At 42.0% G+C, this 18,923-nt stretch carries 17 protein-coding genes and 2 tRNA genes; all 19 read right to left on the reverse strand.

The annotated features are described in order from the left end of the window. Positions 1–233: 233 nt before the first annotated feature. A complete protein-coding gene (gene lysS / locus ACXAHI_RS20285; protein WP_474850856.1) occupies positions 234–1,727 on the reverse strand; it encodes a lysine--tRNA ligase in 1,494 nt (497 codons plus the stop codon). Positions 1,728–1,961: 234 nt separating this feature from the next. Continuing rightward, on the reverse strand, positions 1,962–2,180 hold the full coding sequence (locus ACXAHI_RS20290; RefSeq protein WP_474809687.1) for a helix-turn-helix domain-containing protein: 219 nt from the start codon (positions 2,178–2,180) through the stop codon (positions 1,962–1,964). Next, positions 2,132–2,656: a 2-amino-4-hydroxy-6-hydroxymethyldihydropteridine diphosphokinase gene (folK, locus tag ACXAHI_RS20295; protein WP_474850858.1), complete on the reverse strand. Its 525-nt coding sequence runs from the start codon at positions 2,654–2,656 to the stop codon at positions 2,132–2,134. Before folK ends, ACXAHI_RS20290 begins: the two co-directional genes overlap by 49 nt. Continuing rightward, a complete protein-coding gene (gene folB, locus ACXAHI_RS20300) occupies positions 2,649–3,014 on the reverse strand; it encodes a dihydroneopterin aldolase (protein ID WP_270182884.1) in 366 nt (121 codons plus the stop codon). Before folB ends, folK begins: the two co-directional genes overlap by 8 nt. Before the next feature lie 12 nt (positions 3,015–3,026). Further along, positions 3,027–3,854, reverse strand: coding sequence for a dihydropteroate synthase (gene folP, locus ACXAHI_RS20305; RefSeq protein ID WP_474850917.1), 828 nt, complete (start codon positions 3,852–3,854; stop codon positions 3,027–3,029). A 64-nt stretch (positions 3,855–3,918) separates the two neighbouring features. Beyond that, positions 3,919–4,779 (reverse strand): aminodeoxychorismate lyase, encoded by an 861-nt coding sequence (gene pabC / locus ACXAHI_RS20310; RefSeq protein WP_474850860.1) that lies wholly within the window; start codon positions 4,777–4,779, stop codon positions 3,919–3,921. Beyond that, on the reverse strand, positions 4,770–5,354 hold the full coding sequence (gene pabA / locus ACXAHI_RS20315) for an aminodeoxychorismate/anthranilate synthase component II (RefSeq protein WP_474850862.1): 585 nt from the start codon (positions 5,352–5,354) through the stop codon (positions 4,770–4,772). The genes pabC and pabA overlap by 10 nt, the downstream gene beginning before the upstream one ends. Positions 5,355–5,356: 2 nt before the next feature. Next, positions 5,357–6,769, reverse strand: a complete 1,413-nt coding sequence (gene pabB, locus ACXAHI_RS20320) for an aminodeoxychorismate synthase, component I (RefSeq protein WP_474850919.1) — start codon at positions 6,767–6,769, stop codon at positions 5,357–5,359. Positions 6,770–6,996: 227 nt separating this feature from the next. Further along, complete coding sequence (gene cysK / locus ACXAHI_RS20325) at positions 6,997–7,920, reverse strand: cysteine synthase A (RefSeq protein ID WP_270182887.1); 924 nt, start codon at positions 7,918–7,920, stop codon at positions 6,997–6,999. An 87-nt stretch (positions 7,921–8,007) separates the two neighbouring features. Then, on the reverse strand, positions 8,008–8,889 hold the full coding sequence (gene hslO, locus ACXAHI_RS20330) for an Hsp33 family molecular chaperone HslO (RefSeq protein ID WP_474850864.1): 882 nt from the start codon (positions 8,887–8,889) through the stop codon (positions 8,008–8,010). Positions 8,890–9,070: 181 nt separating this feature from the next. After that, positions 9,071–9,856 (reverse strand): type III pantothenate kinase, encoded by a 786-nt coding sequence (locus ACXAHI_RS20335; protein WP_270182889.1) that lies wholly within the window; start codon positions 9,854–9,856, stop codon positions 9,071–9,073. A gap of 158 nt (positions 9,857–10,014) precedes the next feature. Continuing rightward, positions 10,015–11,943: an ATP-dependent zinc metalloprotease FtsH gene (ftsH, locus tag ACXAHI_RS20340; RefSeq protein WP_270182890.1), complete on the reverse strand. Its 1,929-nt coding sequence runs from the start codon at positions 11,941–11,943 to the stop codon at positions 10,015–10,017. 70 nt (positions 11,944–12,013) lie between these two features. Then, the gene (gene hpt, locus ACXAHI_RS20345) at positions 12,014–12,553 is read right to left on the reverse strand and encodes a hypoxanthine phosphoribosyltransferase (protein ID WP_270182891.1); all 540 of its coding nucleotides are present in this window, start codon (positions 12,551–12,553) and stop codon (positions 12,014–12,016) included. Continuing rightward, on the reverse strand, positions 12,547–13,944 hold the full coding sequence (gene tilS, locus ACXAHI_RS20350) for a tRNA lysidine(34) synthetase TilS (protein WP_474850867.1): 1,398 nt from the start codon (positions 13,942–13,944) through the stop codon (positions 12,547–12,549). Before tilS ends, hpt begins: the two co-directional genes overlap by 7 nt. Before the next feature lie 64 nt (positions 13,945–14,008). Continuing rightward, the gene (locus ACXAHI_RS20355) at positions 14,009–14,977 is read right to left on the reverse strand and encodes a serine/threonine protein kinase (RefSeq protein WP_474850869.1); all 969 of its coding nucleotides are present in this window, start codon (positions 14,975–14,977) and stop codon (positions 14,009–14,011) included. Then, positions 14,946–15,680, reverse strand: coding sequence for a vWA domain-containing protein (locus tag ACXAHI_RS20360; protein WP_270182894.1), 735 nt, complete (start codon positions 15,678–15,680; stop codon positions 14,946–14,948). Before ACXAHI_RS20360 ends, ACXAHI_RS20355 begins: the two co-directional genes overlap by 32 nt. 75 nt (positions 15,681–15,755) lie before the next feature. After that, a complete protein-coding gene (gene spoIIE / locus ACXAHI_RS20365; protein ID WP_474850871.1) occupies positions 15,756–18,215 on the reverse strand; it encodes a stage II sporulation protein E in 2,460 nt (819 codons plus the stop codon). Between the two features lie 499 nt (positions 18,216–18,714). Then, a tRNA-Glu gene (locus tag ACXAHI_RS20370) sits at positions 18,715–18,789 on the reverse strand. 11 nt (positions 18,790–18,800) lie between these two features. Continuing rightward, a tRNA-Met gene (locus ACXAHI_RS20375) sits at positions 18,801–18,877 on the reverse strand. Positions 18,878–18,923: the final 46 nt, after the last annotated feature.

Consider the following 18,923-nt stretch of genomic DNA (forward strand, 5'->3'; position numbering starts at 1 on the left):
TTCTTGCATGGCGTTTCGTTCAGTTTTCAAAGATCGATTTGTTTCTTTCAATGTCGTTTTCAGCGACTTTATTAATGTAACACATTAACTCGTCCGAAGTCAACATCTTTTTTTGTTTTTTTGTTTCGTGTGTTGCCGTGTTTTTAACGGCGAGTATTAATATACCATGTACTCCAAAGTAGCGCAATGGTTTTTCTCAAAAAATAATAAAAAGAAGCCCGAAGGCTTCTTTTCTATCGTTCCGTATTTCTCATTTGTGGGAATAACAGTACGTCGCGGATAGATGGAGAATTCGTTAATAGCATAACGAGGCGATCAATACCGATTCCAAGTCCACCTGTTGGAGGAAGACCGTATTCTAATGCTTCAATAAAGTCGTGATCCATCATGTGAGCTTCATCGTTACCTTGTTCACGTTCAACAAGTTGAGCTTCGAATCGCTCTCTTTGATCGATCGGGTCGTTAAGCTCGGTAAATGCATTTGCGTGCTCGCGAGCTACGATGAATAGTTCAAAACGATCCGTAAAGCGAGGGTCCTCTGGATTCTTTTTAGCCAATGGAGAAATGGCAACGGGATGTCCAAATACAAACGTTGGTTGTATCAATGTTTCTTCAACTTTTTGTTCAAAGAATTCATTAACAACGTGTCCGAATTCCATTGTCTCTTTTACTTCGACGCCGTGTTCTTTTGCAAGAGCACGCGCTTCTTCATCAGTCATTTCCTTCCAGAAGTCTACTCCAGTCGCTTCTTTTACTGCATCTACCATATGAAGTCTCTTCCACTCAGGCTCTAAGTTAATTTCTTGATCACCATACGTAATCGTAGTTGAGCCAGTTACTTCTTTTGCAATATGAGCGATTAAGTTCTCTGTTAAAGACATCACATCTTTATAGTCGCCGTATGCTTCATAAAGTTCAAGCATTGTGAATTCTGGGTTATGACGTGTAGATACACCTTCATTTCTGAATACGCGACCTACTTCGTATACTTTTTCAAGTCCACCTACGATGAGGCGTTTTAGATGAAGCTCAATTGCGATACGCATGTATAGCTCCATATCAAGAGCATTGTGATGAGTAACGAACGGACGAGCTGATGCTCCACCAGGAATAGAGTGCATCATCGGTGTTTCCACCTCAAGAAAGCCTTGGTCATCTAAATAGCGTCGCATGGATTGGATGATGCGGCTACGAGAGATGAACGTTTCTTTTGATTCCGGGCTCATGATGAGATCTAAGTAACGTTGGCGATAACGTTGTTCAACATCTTTAAGACCATGAAACTTGTCTGGTAGTGGACGAAGTGACTTAGATAACAAGTGAAGATCGCTCACTTTAATAGAAAGCTCTCCTACTTTCGTTTTAAAAGCTACTCCCGTAACTCCGACAATGTCTCCAATGTCCATCGAGTCGAATAAGTCATACTGCTCTTCACCAACAGTATCTTTACGAATATACATTTGGATCTGACCTGTAAGGTCCTGCATATGTGCAAATCCAGCTTTTCCTTTTCCACGCTTCGTCATGATTCTACCTGCAAGAGAAACCGTCTTCTCTGTTTCGGCAAGCTCTTCCTTTGAGAAGGAATCAAACTCCTCAATCATTTGTGTTGCTGTATGAGTACGATCAAAACGATGACCGAACGGATCTATGTTGTTACTTTTAAGTGTATCGAGCTTTTCTCTTCTTACACGAAGAAGATCATTTAGTTCTAGCTCCTGACTCATCACTATCACTCCTGTCAAATCTAGGTTTATCCCGCTATAACTTTATCTGAAAGCAGCATGAATAGCAAGTATTCACGGCATGGTTTTCATTGACAAATGCGCCGGGTGTGTCGCTCATTATAAGAAGAAAACTGCCAGTCAACGATCCTGGCAGTTGGTTTAATCATAGGTGTAGTATAAAAAATGGTAGTTAGAAAGTCAAACTACAGATATATAATTTCAATGTGTCTTCATTTATTTCCTTAACTGGTCTATTGGGAATAGTTCTTCAAGAGAAACATTAAGTTGTTTCGCGACAAGTAGCAAAAAGTCATATGATGGCGCCCTGTTGCCCCGCTCTATCTCTCCAAGGACAGACACTGAGACACCTAAGTCTCTTGCTAATCTTTCTTGAGTAAAACCTTTTAGCTTTCGAAAAGCTCGAATACGCCTCCCGTAGATCTCTGCTTCCATAGACGTACACCTTCTTTGTCTTCTATATGATCAATATACGACTCTATTCGTTTATTCGTAGTAGGTATAACTGCTTCAGGATTTAGCTCATGTAATGGGATGATAACAAATCCTCTTTGAATAAGTCGTGGATGTGGAATAACAAGGCCTTCAGCCACAATGTTTTCGTGATTATAAAGTAAAATGTCAAGGTCTATCGTTCTCGGACCCCAACGTATATCTCTTTCTCTACCCAAAGTTTGTTCGATTCCCTGCAGGATTTCAAGTACTTGAAAAGCGTTCATATCTGTTTCTAGAAGTGCGACCATATTTAAAAATGCAGATTGTTCCGTTATTCCTACAGGCTCTGTTTCGTATAGCGACGAGACGTCTGCAACAGTGATATCTGGATACTCTTCAATTCTCTCAAGCGCAGTCTTTATATAATTTTCGCGATTTCCAATATTGGAACCAATCCCAACATATACGCTATTCATTACGTTCCCTCTTCATTTCAATCGCAACTGAATCATAGTGTCCGTTGATAGGAGGATCTGGTTTAATTACCTTCACTGTACAGACCTTCACAATTTCAAACGCTTCGAACATCGCTTTTGGAATTTCTTCTGCTATTGTTTCTACTAATTTTCTAGGCTCGCCCTCAACGATTTCCTTAATGGTATTGTACGCATCCGCGTAATTCACCGTATAGTTAAGATCATCGGACGCACTCGCTTTAGAGAGGTCAGCTTCCAATACAAGATCTACATAGAATCGTTGACCTAACTTGTTTTCTTCAGGGAAAACACCATGGTATCCATAAAACTCCATTCCGTTCAGGTGAATCTTATCCATCCAACCACGCTCCTAGTTAGTGATGATATCTTGCTTTAGCATTGCGTCCATCATTTTCGCCATTCGAACGATCGGTTTTACATCATGAACGCGAACGATTTGACACCCACGCTCAATGCCGAGGCACACTGTTGCTCCCGTACCTTCTACACGATCATTCGCTTGTGTGTTCAACGTTTTTGCTATTAGAGACTTTCTAGAAGTTCCTAATAATACGGGATATCCTATTGCTGAGAACTCGTCCAACCTGCGCATAACCTCGAGGTTTTGTTCATATGTTTTTGCGAAGCCGATGCCTGGATCTAAGATGATGTTACGATCGAGTACGCCTGCACGTTTTACAATGGCGATGCTTTCTTCGATATCCACTTTGATATCTTCCATAATATCATCATAGTTTGTACCTAGGCGATTATGCATTAAGATAATGGGGACCTCATGCTTTGCAGCAACTTGCCCCATCAGCGGGTCAGCTTTTGCTCCCCAAACATCGTTGATGATATCCGCTCCTGCTAATACGGCCTGATCAGCTACTTCCGCTTTGTACGTATCGATTGAGATCGGAACGTCAACTGCTGCACGTACTGCTTTGATTACAGGGATAACCCGCTCAAGTTCTTCTTCGAGAGAAACAGGAACAGCTCCAGGCCGTGTAGACTCACCACCGATATCGATGATGTCAGCACCTTCTTGCACAAGCTGCACAGCATGTTCCACCGCTCTGTCACGCGTATCATACTTCCCCCCATCAGAAAATGAATCAGGGGTTGCGTTCAATATACCCATTACCCATGTTTTCTTGTTCCAGTCGATTACTTTGTCCCGCCACTCCATTATCATCGGGTGGTTTGTTTGCTTTTTGATTACCGTAGCCACCAAGCTCACTCCTTCTTATTGCATAAAATCATCTCGTTACATCATTGCTGCTGAATAACGAAGTGCGGTCTTTCTCATAGTGCAGGATAAGCTTGCTGGTAACAGTACCATTTTTACCTGGCATAGAGACACGATCTACGCTTCGCAATGGGACAATTTCCTGAATAGAGTTCGTTACGAATAATTCATCTGCGTCGAGTAAGCACTCTTTCTTATAGTACCCTTCTTCAATAGAGATACCTAGCTTTTCTGCAGTACGGATCACATATTGACGAGTGATTCCGTTAAGAATGCCTGTTCCTAAAGAGGGAGTAAAAAGGGTATTTCCTTTTACCCAGAATAAGTTTGAAACGATCCCTTCTGCTACATAACCTTCTTCTGTTAAAAAAATGCCTTCAGTTTTTGGATTATTTCCAATTTCTCTTTTGGCGAGTATGTTATTCAGATAATGATGTGACTTTAATCTATAGTTTCCTTCAGGTGTGTTTCTTCTTAATGATAAAAGGGTCCCGTCCTTTTCATTTCGAACAGGAGCACCAAGCGACTTAACATAGATGATCCGTGTAGGTGATTGATATGGTTCAGTCTGCAGCCCTATATTCCCTGCCCCTGCCGAAACATTTAGACGGATGTAACCATCTCTCATATTGTTTGCTGCAAGGGTTCGCTTCACCTCATGCAGCAATTCATCTGAATTCGCTTCAAGCTCAATCTGCAGCTCTTCTAATGACGCTTGCAGGCGATCGATGTGATCGTTGAACAAAAAGGGGTGACCGTCATAGGTGCGGAATGTTTCAAATACGCCTAATCCATATAAAAAACCATGGTCATATGCCGATATCACAGCATCCTCTTCACGCATCAGTTCGCCATTTACGTTTATATACATAGCTCGTTTTTATGTGTATCGATAAAGTTTTTTAGTAGCGTTTTGCCTACTGCTGTCATAATAGACTCAGGATGAAATTGAACCCCTTCCACTGCAAGCTCCTTATGGCGAATAGCCATAATTTCTCCTTCTTCTGTCCAAGCACTTACCTCAAAGCATTCAGGAAGTGTCTCTTTCTTCACGATTAAAGAGTGGTACCTAGTAGCGGTGAATGGATTCTCCATTCCTTTAAAAACACTTCTTCCATCATGATGCATTTCAGATGTCTTCCCGTGCATCAACCGCTCAGCTTTCACAACATCTCCACCGAATACTTGCGCAATTGATTGATGGCCAAGACAAACGCCAAAGATCGGAATCTTGCCAGCAAAATGCCTAACAGCATCCATACTGATCCCAGCTTCATTTGGACTGCACGGTCCAGGGGAAATCATGAGGAATGAAGGGTTCATGTCTTCAATTTCGTCGATTGTGATCTCATCGTTCCTCTTAACGACAAGCTCCTCCCCCATCTCACCAAGATACTGTACTAAGTTATACGTAAACGAATCGTAATTATCAATCATTAATATCATAATTAATTCCTCCTCTGCTCAACTCTTCTAGGCTCTTCACTCAACTCTTTGGCTTTCCAAAGGGCTCTAGCTTTCTTTAATGATTCCTTATACTCTGCTTCTGGATCAGAATCGATTACGATTCCAGCACCAGCTTGGACGTGGGCAAGACCATCTTTAATGACCATCGTCCGGATGGCGATATTTAACTCCATATCACCATTAAATCCTATCCATCCGATAGACCCAGTGTATATGCCACGGCGAACAGGCTCAAGTTCCTCGATTATTTCCATCGTTCTGATCTTTGGAGCACCTGTGATCGTGCCTCCAGGAAACGTCGCTTTGATCGCATCGAAAGCATCGTATTCAGGAGCGCAAACTCCTCTGACGTTTGAAACAATATGCTGAACATGAGAATACTTTTCGATCACCATGAACTCGTCTACTTCTACGGATCCGTATTGGCATACTCTGCCAAGATCGTTACGTTCTAAGTCTACAAGCATAACGTGCTCTGCACGTTCTTTTTCATTTTCGATCAGCGTTCTAGCGAGCTGTTGATCTTCTGCATCATTTTTACCACGTGATCGTGTACCAGCTATTGGTCGAGTACTGAGCTCGCTACCCTTTTTCTTTACCAAAAGCTCTGGTGATGCACTTACAAGATCGAATCGCTCTGAGTGAATGAACGACATGTAAGGTGAAGGATTCAACGTTCTTAACGTTTCGTATACATGAAGGGGCTCTGCATGCAGTGTCCTCGTTTCTCTAAGAGAAAGATTCACTTGAAATACGTCTCCACTTGAGATATATTCTTGTACTTTTTTAACTGCTGACCCAAATGAGTCCTCATCCATTGAGAAGTGACGTTCATCTTCTTTCGTTGTACTAATTGAATGATGTGTTGTAGTAACACTAGCCTCGAGCCATTCGTCCTTGTACTGATTCAATCGGGCACGAGCAATTTCTGACTTGCTTTCTTCTACTTGAGAAATAAACCACAGCACTTGCTCTTCATGATCATAAACTCCAACATCTTCATAGACAATAAACGATAATTCAGGCAGTCCTAAATCGTCTTCAGCATGATGTGGGAGTTCTTCAATCTGACGGGCAATATCGTAACTTAAGAAGCCCATCGCTCCCCCCTGAAAGTCTGGGAGCCGATCATCTGTGTCCGCTACATGTTGTTGCATGTAATCGCGCATTAAATCGAGCAAGTTCCCTTCAAGCTTTCTTGTTATACCATTCTCAGTTATTGAAAGGGTACGCTCCTTACCTTCTAGAGTAGCCATCGGGAGGATGCCGAACATGCTGTAGCGGCCTCCTCTTGTGCTATCTAAAAGGGTGTGTTCAGAAAGGTCGGATACAAACCGTTTATATTTTGAAAACCATTCATCTCCTGATAAATGTAACGTTTCAAAAATTGGAATGCGGGTTGTTTTTTCTTGGTGTTGCGCCACTATCGTTACACCCCTATTCGGAAGTATCAACACTTCCTTCGGATTATGCCTCTATTTTACATGAAGACGAAAAATCCTTCATCCTTTTTGTATAGAGTTGTTCTCCATCTATTCAGTAGGATAACCGCACACGATCCCTCTCATGAAAATTTTTTATAGAAAAAAGCAGCCCGAAACGGACTGCCTGTTATTGACTGTTATTCATCATCGAATTGAAAAAGCGGGGTGCTTAAGTAGCGCTCACCGTTACTTGGAATAACTGCGAGTACTTTCTTACCTTTACCTAGCTTTTTAGCAACTTCAAGTGCAGCGTATATTGCAGCACCTGAAGAGATGCCTCCAAGAACACCTTCTTCTCTTGCAGCCTTTCTTGCCCATTCGAACGCTTGCTCATTCTCCACTTGAATCACTTCATCGTAAATGTTCGTGTCTAGGATTGATGGTACGAACCCAGCTCCAATTCCTTGGATTTTGTGCGGACCAGGCTTACCTCCTGATAAAATCGGTGAATCCGTCGGTTCAACTGCGTATAGCTTAATTGAAGGGAAATGTTTCTTTAACACCTCTCCAGCACCAGTAATTGTACCGCCAGTTCCAATGCCTGCTATGAAAGCATCGAGATCATCAAATTGGTCTACAATTTCTTTACCTGTCGTACGACGGTGTATTTCTGGATTCGCTACGTTTTGGAACTGTTGAGGCATAAAGTAGCCATGCTCTTTAGACAGTTCTTCAGCTTTACGAATCGCACCGCCCATTCCTTCAGACCCGGGGGTCAATACGAGCTTTGCGCCATAAGCTTTTAAAAGGTTTCGACGTTCCATACTCATTGTATCAGGCATAACAAGAACGGCTTGATACCCTTTCGCTGCAGCTACCATAGCAAGACCGATCCCAGTATTTCCACTTGTAGGTTCTACAAACGTGTCACCTGGTTTAAGTTCACCTTTCTCCTCGCCAGCTTCAAGCATAGCTAATGCGATTCGATCTTTGACACTGCTTCCCGGGTTCATAAATTCTAACTTCAAGTATACATCTGCATGATCTTCTCCAGTTAGACGGTTTAGCTTTACGATTGGAGTTTGACCGATTAATTCTGTAATTGAATTTGCAACTCTCATCTCTTTCGCCTCCCAATCCCAAGTGATTTTATAGGAATAATTTCCTTAAAGATAGCATCAAGGGGAAAAAGCGTCAATCCAAAACCCTTAAACCTTACTTTCTGCAGATAATTCTTCTAGCTCTTCCTTAGAAAAGTGATAGTGAGCGTTACAGAAATGACAAACCGTTTCTGCTTCGCCATCGTCTTCAATCATTTTATTGATCTCTTCTTTACCAAGCCCTATAATTCCATTCGCAAAACGTTCTTTCGAACAACTGCATTCGAATGAGACAGGCATTTTATCTAGAATTTTTATATTATCTTCACCTAACAGTTCCCCGAGGATTTCTTCAGGTGTATAACCCTTCTCAATTAATTTTGAGATAGGAGGAATGTTTTGAATGCGCTTCTCGATGAATTTGATCGTTTCTTCTGCAGCATCAGGCAGAAGTTGAATCATAAAGCCTCCAGCTGCAAGGATTGAATTATCAGGATTCACCAATACTCCAACGCCAACAGAAGAAGGAACTTGTTCTGATGTTACAAGATAGTACGTGAAGTCTTCTCCAAGTTCACCAGATACGATTGGAACTTGACCAGTAAACTTATCGCGCATACCAATATCCTTAACGACTGATAGGAAACCGTCACGACCGACTGCACTTGCTACGTCCAATTTGCCGTGCTCGTTTAAATCAAAGTGCACATGAGGATTGCTCACGTATGCGCGCGTGTTTCCCTGTGCATTAGCATCGACGATAATTGCGCCGATCGGTCCGCCACCTTCTATTTTAACAGTGATTTTTTCTTTTCCTTTTAATGAGGAAGCCATCATCGTTGAAGCGGTCATTGCGCGCCCCATTGCAGCAGATGCAGTTGGCCATGTTGTATGGCGTCTCTGTGCTTCTGCAACCATTTCTGTACTAGATATCGCATAAGCTCTAACATTCCCATCGAACGCTAGTGCTTTAATTAAATAATCATTCATTTCGTTTGAATCTCCTTTCAAATGAGCATATGCCCACTTACAACATACATGATTTTAATCAGAACTTCCATTATGGAAACCTGCGTGCTCTTCACTATTTTATTTAAACTCCCCTTGCTTAGTACCATCTATGCTATCTTATGTGCCTTTTACAAAGGAAAGCAATTGAAAAACGCATCCCTTAGCGGTATGCGTTTAATTCTTCTTTATTCTTATTGTAGATTAGATGTAAACCGTTTAACGTTAAAAACGGATCTACCACATCGATTAGGTCACACTCTTCAGCAATCAGCGATGCAAGGCCTCCAGTTGCGATAACAGTCGGCTCTTTCGTCGCATGTTTCTTCATTCTCGATACGATCCCCTCTACCTGACCTACATATCCATAAAGTGTACCGCTTTGCATTGCACTAACGGTATTCTTTCCGACGATGTGGTCTGGTTTTGCAATCTCGATACGAGGAAGCTTCGCTGCATGCATATATAATGCTTCAGTAGAAATGTTGATACCCGGCGCGATGGCACCACCAACGTATTGTTTATTTTCATTGATGTAGCAATACGTAGTCGCCGTTCCGAAATCAACGATGATCAGGGGTGATCCATATTGATGAATCCCAGCTACCGCATTTACAATACGATCTGCACCAACTTCTTTTGGATTATCATATTTTATGTTCAACCCTGTTTTAATCCCAGGCCCAATAACTAATGGTTTATGATGAAAATACTTCTGGCACATTCGTTCCAGAGCGAACATTATTGGAGGTACGACTGAAGAGATAATGATCCCTTCTATATCATCAAAAGTTAGATCCTCATGAGAGAATAACCCCTTAATGACCATTGCATATTCGTCTTCCGTTTGCTTTTTGCTCGTTCCGATTCTCCAATGATGCGTTAGTTCATCACCTTCGTATACACCGAGAACGATGTTCGTGTTTCCTACATCAAGCACAAGTATCATATTATCACCTTATTTAAATATTTAGCTTTGGTCATGCTCTCTATAGTTATACCACAGATTGACCGTAAACACGAAGCACTTTTTGGAAAGCGCTTACCGGACTTTATTTTGCATAAAAAATAAAGCAGGATGTCTGAACGACACCCTGCTTTTATCACTTACTCTGAATCTTCTTCTTCAGAATCTTTCTCTTCTTTTTTCGAAATGTTTACTTTCACGTCATCGTCTGAGCTTGTAGCATGATGACCTTCAGGTAATTTTCCGTCTTCAACAAGAGAGCGAATCTGTTCTGCATCTAGCGTTTCAACTTCTTTAAGCGTTTCTGCCACTAGATTAAGCTTATCCTGGTTGTCAGTTAGAATCTGACGACAGCGATCATAAGCGTCTTTGATGATCTTCTGAATCTCAAGATCGATTTCATGTGCGATCGAATCACTGTAGTTAGGATCGTTCTGGATATCACGACCAAGGAAGACGTTTCCGCCCTGGCTTGAACCAAATTGCATCGGTCCAAGTTTTTCGCTCATTCCGTATTCCGTCACCATACTACGAGCGATAGCCGTTGCGCGTTGGAAGTCATTACTTGCTCCGGTACTTGCTTCACCGAACGTAATTTCTTCTGCTACACGACCGCCAAGTAGGCCGATGATCTTATCTTCTAGCTCAGGCTTCGTCATGAGATAACGATCTTCTTTAGGAAGCGTTACGGCATAACCACCAGCTTGGCCACGTGGTACGATTGTTACTTTATGAACGATGTCTGCATTATCAAGCTCGGTACCAATAATGGTATGACCAGCTTCGTGGTATGCAACGATGTTCTTTTCTTTCTCAGAGATGACACGACTCTTCTTAGCTGGACCAGCAATAACACGGTCAGTAGCTTCATCGATGTCATTCATGTCGATTTTCTTTTTGTCATGACGAGCGGCAACAAGTGCAGCTTCGTTCAACAAGTTCTCTAGGTCTGCACCAGAGAAACCAGGTGTACGCATCGCAATTGTCTTAAGGTCGATCTCATCACTTAGAGGCTTATTGCGTGCATGTACCCCAAGGATTTGTTCACGACCGTTAACATCCGGGCGGTTAACCGGAATTTGACGGTCAAAACGTCCAGGACGTAATAACGCCGGGTCAAGAATATCAGGACGGTTCGTAGCTGCAACGATGATGATTCCTTCGTTTGCACTGAAGCCATCCATTTCTACTAGTAGCTGGTTAAGTGTTTGTTCACGCTCATCGTGTCCGCCACCTAGACCTGCACCACGCTGACGACCTACAGCATCGATTTCATCGATGAAGATGATACAAGGAGCATTCTTCTTTGCATTCTCGAATAGGTCACGTACACGTGATGCACCGACACCTACGAACATCTCAACGAAATCTGAACCAGAGATCGAGAAGAACGGCACTCCTGCTTCACCTGCTACTGCACGTGCAAGCAACGTTTTACCAGTACCTGGAGGTCCAACGAGAAGAACACCTTTTGGAATTCTAGCTCCAACTGCTGCGAACTTACGAGGGTCTTTAAGGAATTCTACGACCTCAACAAGCTCTTGCTTCTCTTCGTCAGCTCCTGCTACGTCTTTAAATGTTACTTTCTTCTTTTCTTCACTATAAAGCTTCGCTTTACTCTTACCAAAGTTCATGACACGGCCACCGCCGCCTTGAGCTTGGTTAAGTAAGAAGAAGAATAGAATAAAGATGATTACAAATGGAATGATGGATGTAAAGAAAGTGATCCAGCCGCTTTGCTCCGGAGCCTTTTCAACAGTAACATCCGTGTTTTCACCTGCAGCAGATAAGATGTTCTCCACTGCATTCTCAGAATCTGGTACGTTCGTTACAAAGGTGTTTTCTTCACCTTCTTCAGTCTCACCAGTTAGCGTACCTTGAACAGTGTAAACGCCACGTTCAGGTTGTATCGTTAATTCTTGAATTTCACCATTACTAAGTTTCGATTGAAATTCGCCGTAATTTAAAACATTCGTTTCATTGGTGGAGCCGTTAAAAAAGCTAACAACACCTACTACGACGAGGAAAATCAATAAATAAAATATTGTATTTCGGAAGATACGATTCATTCCTTACCTCCTCCCACGAACAGGAAACCATAGATTATCTTACCATATTGGCACATTGAACTACAACAAATCAACCTTGATACATTTCGGGTTTAAGAATACCGATGAACGGAAGGTTTCGATACCTTTCAGCGAAGTCTAGGCCGTACCCTACTACGAATTCATCTGGTACGATGAATCCTGCAACATCTGGTTTAAGATCGACTTTTCTGCCTGTTGGTTTATCCAACAGCGTTACGATTTTGATCGATTTAGCTTTACGATATTTCAGTAGGTCAACTAGGTAGCTTAAGGTCAAACCACTGTCGATAATATCTTCGAGAATCAGTACGTCTCGTCCTTCTACCGAAGTATCAAGATCCTTAATAATCTTAACTTCTCCTGAAGATACAGTTGAATTACCGTAGCTTGAGACATCCATAAAGTCCATTTCAAGATGGCACGTAATACGCTTCGTTAGATCTCCCATAAAAGGTAGTGCACCTTTTAGCACACCAATTACAAGTGGGAAACGATCTTCGTACTCGTCTGAAAGCTGTTTACCTAGCTCGCGACATTTCTCTTGTATTTCTTCCTCACTGATCAATGTTTCTTGTATTTCATTTAGCATCTGTGATCCTGTCCTCCCAGCCTATGTAGATAATTTTTTTCGTAGTGCAGATGCACGAGCTTTTTCCTTTTTGCAGGTAGTGTAACTTTTTCAGAACGGGTCAGTCCTGCTACCCAGATAATCGTCCCATCTGAACTTTCCACGATGGGCCAACTATCACGCTCTGAACGGTTTATTTTACGGTCAATAAAAATATCCTTTACCTTTTTCGTTCCAATCATGCCTTTTGGCTGAATTCGATCACCCGCTCTTCTTGAACGTACGGTGATTGGGAACATTGTACTCTCAATGATTAAATCCTCGCCTGATAATTTTAGAGGTAGCTCATCCACATATGTAGCTGTAATAGTCCCTAGAGGTGTTTCAACCGAACCAGCACTATCCAACTGTTCTGTATACGACTCTACTTCCCTAAAGGTTTCAAATGTAAAACAACAGGTGTCATAGGATTTTACTACCCTTAATTCCAATGGCAAATCAAGGGAAGCTGAAGGATGCTCAGAATCGAGCAAAGACCGCAAATCCTCAATATGTATAGAAGAAAAAGGAGCATTGCTTTTGTAAAGATAGTTTAATATTAGATGAATCACTCTTCTTTGTAAAGGAATAGGCAAGTAATGATAGGACTTGTTATCGATCTTCACAATTTTGTCATTTTGATCGACGATTATTTCGTCCAAACGACTGCCTGCAAGCTCCATCAGATAGTCTTCATCGCTCTGCATACGTTCGCTATAAAGTTGATATCTCACGTGGACGTTAGGATTTTCTTCCTTTAAAAATGGGAGAACTTGCTTCCTAAACCGATTTCTCATGTAACTGTCGCTTTCATTCGAGGGATCAATACGAAATGGAAGGGAATGTTCTTCACAGTACGAAAGAATCTGCTCTTTAGTTACCCCTAAAAAAGGACGAATAAGAAGACCACTAGCAAATTTCCGTTTGACTGCAATGCCAGAAAGTCCAGAAATGCTTCCATGCACTTGCCTCATCAACATCGTCTCGATTTGATCATCCCCGTGATGCGCGAGCGCTAAACTTGTTGCATTGTATTTACTCATTATTTGGTGGAAAAAGTGATATCGACACTCCCTTGCAGCGACCTGGGTAGAAACACCCTTTTCCTTTTTATACTGCTCCACATCGATGGAAGCTGACTCGAATTGTATCTCCTCTCTTTCGCACATTCGTTTTACAAAAGAAAGATCTTCAGCGGATTCAGCGCCTCGTAGCTTATGATCGACATGAGCCGCAATGAGCTTAAGTCCTAACCTATTTAGATAATGAAGGAGTGCTACAGAGTCAGGACCTCCTGAAACGCCTGCGACAACAACATCACCTTCATGGAGCAAGTCATGCTTTTGGATAAATCGGTCAACATCCTGCTGCAAAATCACGTCTTCCTTTCTTGCGGGATTTACAGAGTAAATTAATTTATTCTATACTTCCTTGTGCTTAGAACCCATACCCAACTAAGTATAAAGTATAGAGAGTTAGAATAAAAGCAAACAACAGCACCGTTTCTACCCACCTGATCCTTTTATTCTTCGCTTTAACCGTTCGTTTTCTTGCGGTCACTCTTGAAGTTGCTTTAACCTTTGGTGCCACCTTAGGTTTATCATCCTGCAGGAGTGTAAAAAGTTCGTTCCTCATCTCTAACGCATTTTGATACTTGCCTTTTAACGCTTTTCTAAGAATTGGTTTGTATGGTTTGAGAATAGAGGATGCATCAACCTTACTCATTAAGTATGCCTCAGCATTCTCCTTAGGACGTTCAAAACGCTTTGGGTATGCAGCATTTATTACGACCATCGCTGTTGCAAATAGATCATAAGAAGGCTCTGCTACTCTCGATCCTAATCCCCAATACCCACGATCAAAGAATTCCGTGAACTCTTTTACGGACCTACCGATCACTGTCGTTCCTCCAACATCCAACCACCTCATCTTTGGAGGTGCTCCTTCTACAAGAAGATTATCTGGCTTTAGATCCCCAAACACCCAGCCTTCTCTGTGTAAAACGGACAAGTCCCTAAGCAGCTGTAACATGAGGATACCGAGCCATTCTTTTCCTCTCCTCTGTATAAATGAGAAGAGCGGCTCTCCGTGAATGTACTCCATCACATAAAACGGATATCGCTTTCCGCCCACATCCCAATCGTCCATCTCATAGAAAAACGGTCCAAGAACGGATCCCTGGACCTGCGATAACTGTTTAAGAACGTTCACCTCAGAAGAAATCGACATCGTATCATTACCCACTTTAACAGCTACATGGCCTTTTCGAGAGTTTGCTAGATAGACTGTACCGAGCGCTCCGCTGCCGAGCTTTTTTTCAATTTGGTAACTCTCTTTGTTCCACTTGCCTCTTATCGTTGTTCCATAAGAAACATTAACTGCCTGACTCTTCGATGTATCCGTCATCTTCTAGCAGTCCTCTCTTTGAGCGCTTTTTCTGATATGCGTCGATCGCTTCTTTCAATGCAGGCCCTGTCGGCGTTACGCCTCCAGATGATAGTTTCGGGAAGACCTTATGAATGTCTTTCATTTGTGGCGTCCAATCCATTAGCTGTTCGACTTGTTTCTTCCGACCTGGAAATGCATACAGGGTATATTCATTTTGACCAATTCTCGAATGGAGACTAATAGAAAGATCGAGCAAGGCATCTTCGACCGTAGGCAGTTTATGCTGCATACTAGCGCTTGTGTCGATTAGAATCAACACTTCTAAGTCCATCGTTTCCCCCAAATCATCCACTACCTCTACCACCTGACCCCTTTTTTCAGGCGGCAAATCTTCTATCTCTTTATCACTACCTAAAATCGTTTGTAACTCTTTATGAATAAAGCCTTGAATCGTCTGTGTCATTGCTTTTCTAGTAACCATCTGTACAGTGTGCGATAGTTGGCGCGCATAAACCAACTGGTGAATACCCCCGCCTGATAAAGCGATGTTCTCGATCTCCTTTAAGCCTCCGTTTGTCCGCTCATTCTCATCGAGCACTCCAATAACATTGACTGTCATACCGTATTCTCTTGCAAGCGCAGCCATCGCTACCGGATCTTCTCCCTGATTGGAGCATCCGTCCGTGATCAACAAAATCTGTCTCAGCGTTCCTTTTTTCATCTCGACCTACTCCCTCCTTTTGCTGTTACAAGCATCGCCTTTAGGAGGGAAGTTTATACATCAGTGATCACCTCATCACTGTGCTTTTTTCTTTCTGAAAGAAGGTGCTGAATAGATAGGGATTGTAGACCACTTCGGTATGTTACGCTTTACCTTTGCAACGACGACAGTCATATCATCATCGATTCTACCGTATTCCGTACGGATCACTTCTTCCATGATCAGGTCGGCAACTTCTTGAGGCTTATCCGTGTTTAGCTCTCTGATCTTACGCTTCATCCAAAACTCTGGGTTTTCGATATTCTTGACTCCCTCGTAAATTCCATCGCTCATCATGATTAATAGATCTCCCGCCTTCAGTTGCTCACTGACGACTTCTACATCAAACTCTGGAATAATTCCCATCGGTAGATTTGCAGATTCCACCATCATCACTCGATCACCACGTTTGATAAAGCTTGGTATCGACCCGATCTTTAAAAACTTCGCTGAAGCATCTTGCAAATCTACCATTGCAAGATCAAGGGTGGAGAAGATCTCATCCGTATTTCTTAAAGATAGCACCGAGTTAACTGATTTAATCGCTACCGTTTCATCAATACCAGAGTGAAGAATTTTTTGGAGAAGCTGAATGGTTTCTGTGCTTTCTTTATGTGCCCGCTCACCATTCCCCATTCCATCGCTTATCGCAATCGCATACTTTCCAGCCCCAAGCTCAATTGTGGAATGGCTATCACCAGAAATCCATGCACCACCTTTCGCAGCATTTGCAACGCCGGTTTCAACAAGGAATTCTCTCGCAGACCCAAAATAAAGATGACACGTTTGATGTTCATGTTCGGCACACACTTCTTTTTTTACGATAATATTTTCTTTTAAAATATCAGAAAGCATCGGAGCTATGACTTTTTCTCCCTCACCGCGCCCTCCACACGCTGGGATTTTCATTTCGATGTCGACATTACCCTCCTCAAGACTATAGATTTCAACCTGCCCTACCTCAAGACCCATGCTTTGAATTGCATCTATGATTTGGTCCTCTTGTTGATGTAAGTTATCTCTTTCTTTTTGTATTTCTTTTGCGAAGTCTCCCATCACTTGTGAGACCCCTAGCAATTGATCTGCTACTATTTTTCTGCTTTCACGAACCTGTTTTTTCAGCATTCGATTCGCTTGGTAATGACTCATTTCTTTTCCAATAATATCGATTACTTTATTGGCTTTAATGCAATGTTGATCAAAATCACGTTTTAAACTATGATTATTTAGCTCAGTCGTATGTTCAAGCTCTCCCATGATGTTTGTCATGTGAGAGTACGTTGTATCGAAATCCCTTGCCCAGCACGTCTCCTTCTTAAAACATGTCTGACACGTTTTCTCAGTTACATGACTTAAGAAGTAGTCTACTTCTCGCTCCGACTGTTCTTCTGGCACTGTATCTGAGTCAGAGAAACTCGTAGACAACGCTTGAAACAAGCTTGAAAACTGTTCGACCCTACTAGCGGTAACATCCCTTACTTTTCTAAGATATTGTTGTTGTTCATTCGCATGCTCAACGGTGCCAGGAATGTATTTAGATAACTGTGATGTAATTCGAGAAGGGGTACAGAAGAAAAGAAGTACTGCGATGCCAGACTCTATCAAATTAGGATACAACAGCTCCGGACCACTACCGTAAAGTGCAATTAATAGTGTTCCAATAAGGAGCCCCAAACCAACTCCGATTTTCCTTCCATCCTTCAGAAGTCCACCTAGTAACCCTGAAAAAGCTAGCATACTCATTTGATAGAGGCTGGCGACATTTGCGAGCGCAAGAATCAAACCTGTTACAACTCCAACCGTTGATCCAATGGCTGCGCCGCCCACATAAGCAAATATCAATACAAGATAGCGAGATAGTATATTTTCAATCGAGAACCCGTATACTACCCACCCAATCGTACCGGTTAACATCGTAGCAAGAAGAATGATAAAACTGATGATTTCTTCATTCTTTAACGCCTGGGTCCTTTTTTTAACTGAAATAACAGGAATGCTTTGGATGAAGATGATGGTCAAGATCATTCCTAAAGCACCTTCAACAACAGCCAATATCCAATTTGTATTCGCGAGAGTGCCTTCCATAATTAAGCTAAGTATAAGCCTTCCTACCATACTCGTTATGAAAACTAAAACAGGCAGTGTCTTTATAAGCGATAGCGATGAAAGTTTGATAAATCGATTGATGAGAAGGAAGAATAAAATTCCAATCATGATAAAACCTGTATTTTCGAGGTTCGAGGTTGAAACGGCACCAGCTAGCAAAGCCATGATAATCATGACCGTTCTTTCTTTTTTCAAAAAGAATACCGCTCCAAAAAAAGGAAGCGCAAATGGTGTAACCTGCGTAAGGATCACTGCTCGTCCAAGAAGAAAGCCAATTGCAAACAATAAAAGACCTCTTTGGAACAATAATAGTTCAAGTTTTTCTTTTAACCCTTGAACCCACTTTCCTACCTTTGATCTCGATCGCTCCAAAACCAGTTCGCTTTGCATTCCCACACCTGCTTTCATGATTCATATTTTATTTCCGAACATTACAAGTGAGTTTGTGTAATCCATTAAATCACAGGGCATATTCACTTTTTGTCAAAAAAAGAAGCCAAAACGAATAAAAGTTCTCGACTTCTTCGTGTGAAGCTTGTCAATCAAATGTAGACACAGGAAGAAATCTGTAAACACCTGGAATCAGCGTCATAGTATCAAAACTATAATAAATGAAGTGGGACAAAGACTAATTTGGATTTTTTCATAGAAAAGACAAACGAGGATAAAAACGTCGAAAAGAAGTGAGAAAAGAGGATAAAAAACACAAAAAACCCTGCATTAATTTCTTAATGCAGGGTATATTTATTAGTTTGATTATTTAAATTCAATTAAAAATGGTGACCCGTATGTGATTCCGAAGCGCTAGCTAGTCCTGCTGATTCGTCATCTTGAGATAACTTCTGCAGGGGAACCCTTGGGTGAGAAGCCCGTAAGCTTCTTTTGAAAATGGTGACCCGTACGGGATTCGAACCCGTGTTACCGCCGTGAAAGGGCGGTGTCTTAACCGCTTGACCAACGGGCCAAAGATAAAAATGGTAGCGGCGGAGGGGATCGAACCCCCGACCTCACGGGTATGAACCGTACGCTCTAGCCAGCTGAGCTACACCGCCATATTATCTGTGGCTTTTATAAGCACAAGATATATAATACATGCCC

This window comes from Anaerobacillus sp. ABD4_527, assembly GCF_056160805.1.

Bases quoted from the DNA above. Each gene is read 5' to 3' on its own strand.
- folK (WP_474850858.1), bottom strand. From the start codon at position 2,656: ATGAATAGCGTATATGTTGGGATTGGTTCCAATATTGGAAATCGCGAA.
- cysK (WP_270182887.1), bottom strand. From the start codon at position 7,920: ATGAGAGTTGCAAATTCAATTACAGAATTAATCGGTCAAACTCCAATC.
- pabC (WP_474850860.1), bottom strand. From the start codon at position 4,779: ATGTATATAAACGTAAATGGCGAACTGATGCGTGAAGAGGATGCTGTG.
- pabA (WP_474850862.1), bottom strand. From the start codon at position 5,354: ATGATATTAATGATTGATAATTACGATTCGTTTACGTATAACTTAGTA.
- ACXAHI_RS20335 (WP_270182889.1), bottom strand. From the start codon at position 9,856: ATGATACTTGTGCTTGATGTAGGAAACACGAACATCGTTCTCGGTGTA.
- ACXAHI_RS20355 (WP_474850869.1), bottom strand. From the start codon at position 14,977: ATGACGGATACATCGAAGAGTCAGGCAGTTAATGTTTCTTATGGAACA.
- hpt (WP_270182891.1), bottom strand. From the start codon at position 12,553: ATGCTAAATGAAATACAAGAAACATTGATCAGTGAGGAAGAAATACAA.
- ACXAHI_RS20290 (WP_474809687.1), bottom strand. From the start codon at position 2,180: ATGGAAGCAGAGATCTACGGGAGGCGTATTCGAGCTTTTCGAAAGCTA.
- lysS (WP_474850856.1), bottom strand. From the start codon at position 1,727: ATGAGTCAGGAGCTAGAACTAAATGATCTTCTTCGTGTAAGAAGAGAA.
- folB (WP_270182884.1), bottom strand. From the start codon at position 3,014: ATGGATAAGATTCACCTGAACGGAATGGAGTTTTATGGATACCATGGT.
- ACXAHI_RS20360 (WP_270182894.1), bottom strand. From the start codon at position 15,680: ATGAAAAAAGGAACGCTGAGACAGATTTTGTTGATCACGGACGGATGC.
- spoIIE (WP_474850871.1), bottom strand. From the start codon at position 18,215: ATGCAAAGCGAACTGGTTTTGGAGCGATCGAGATCAAAGGTAGGAAAG.
- hslO (WP_474850864.1), bottom strand. From the start codon at position 8,889: ATGAATGATTATTTAATTAAAGCACTAGCGTTCGATGGGAATGTTAGA.
- folP (WP_474850917.1), bottom strand. From the start codon at position 3,854: ATGATAATGGAGTGGCGGGACAAAGTAATCGACTGGAACAAGAAAACA.
- ftsH (WP_270182890.1), bottom strand. From the start codon at position 11,943: ATGAATCGTATCTTCCGAAATACAATATTTTATTTATTGATTTTCCTC.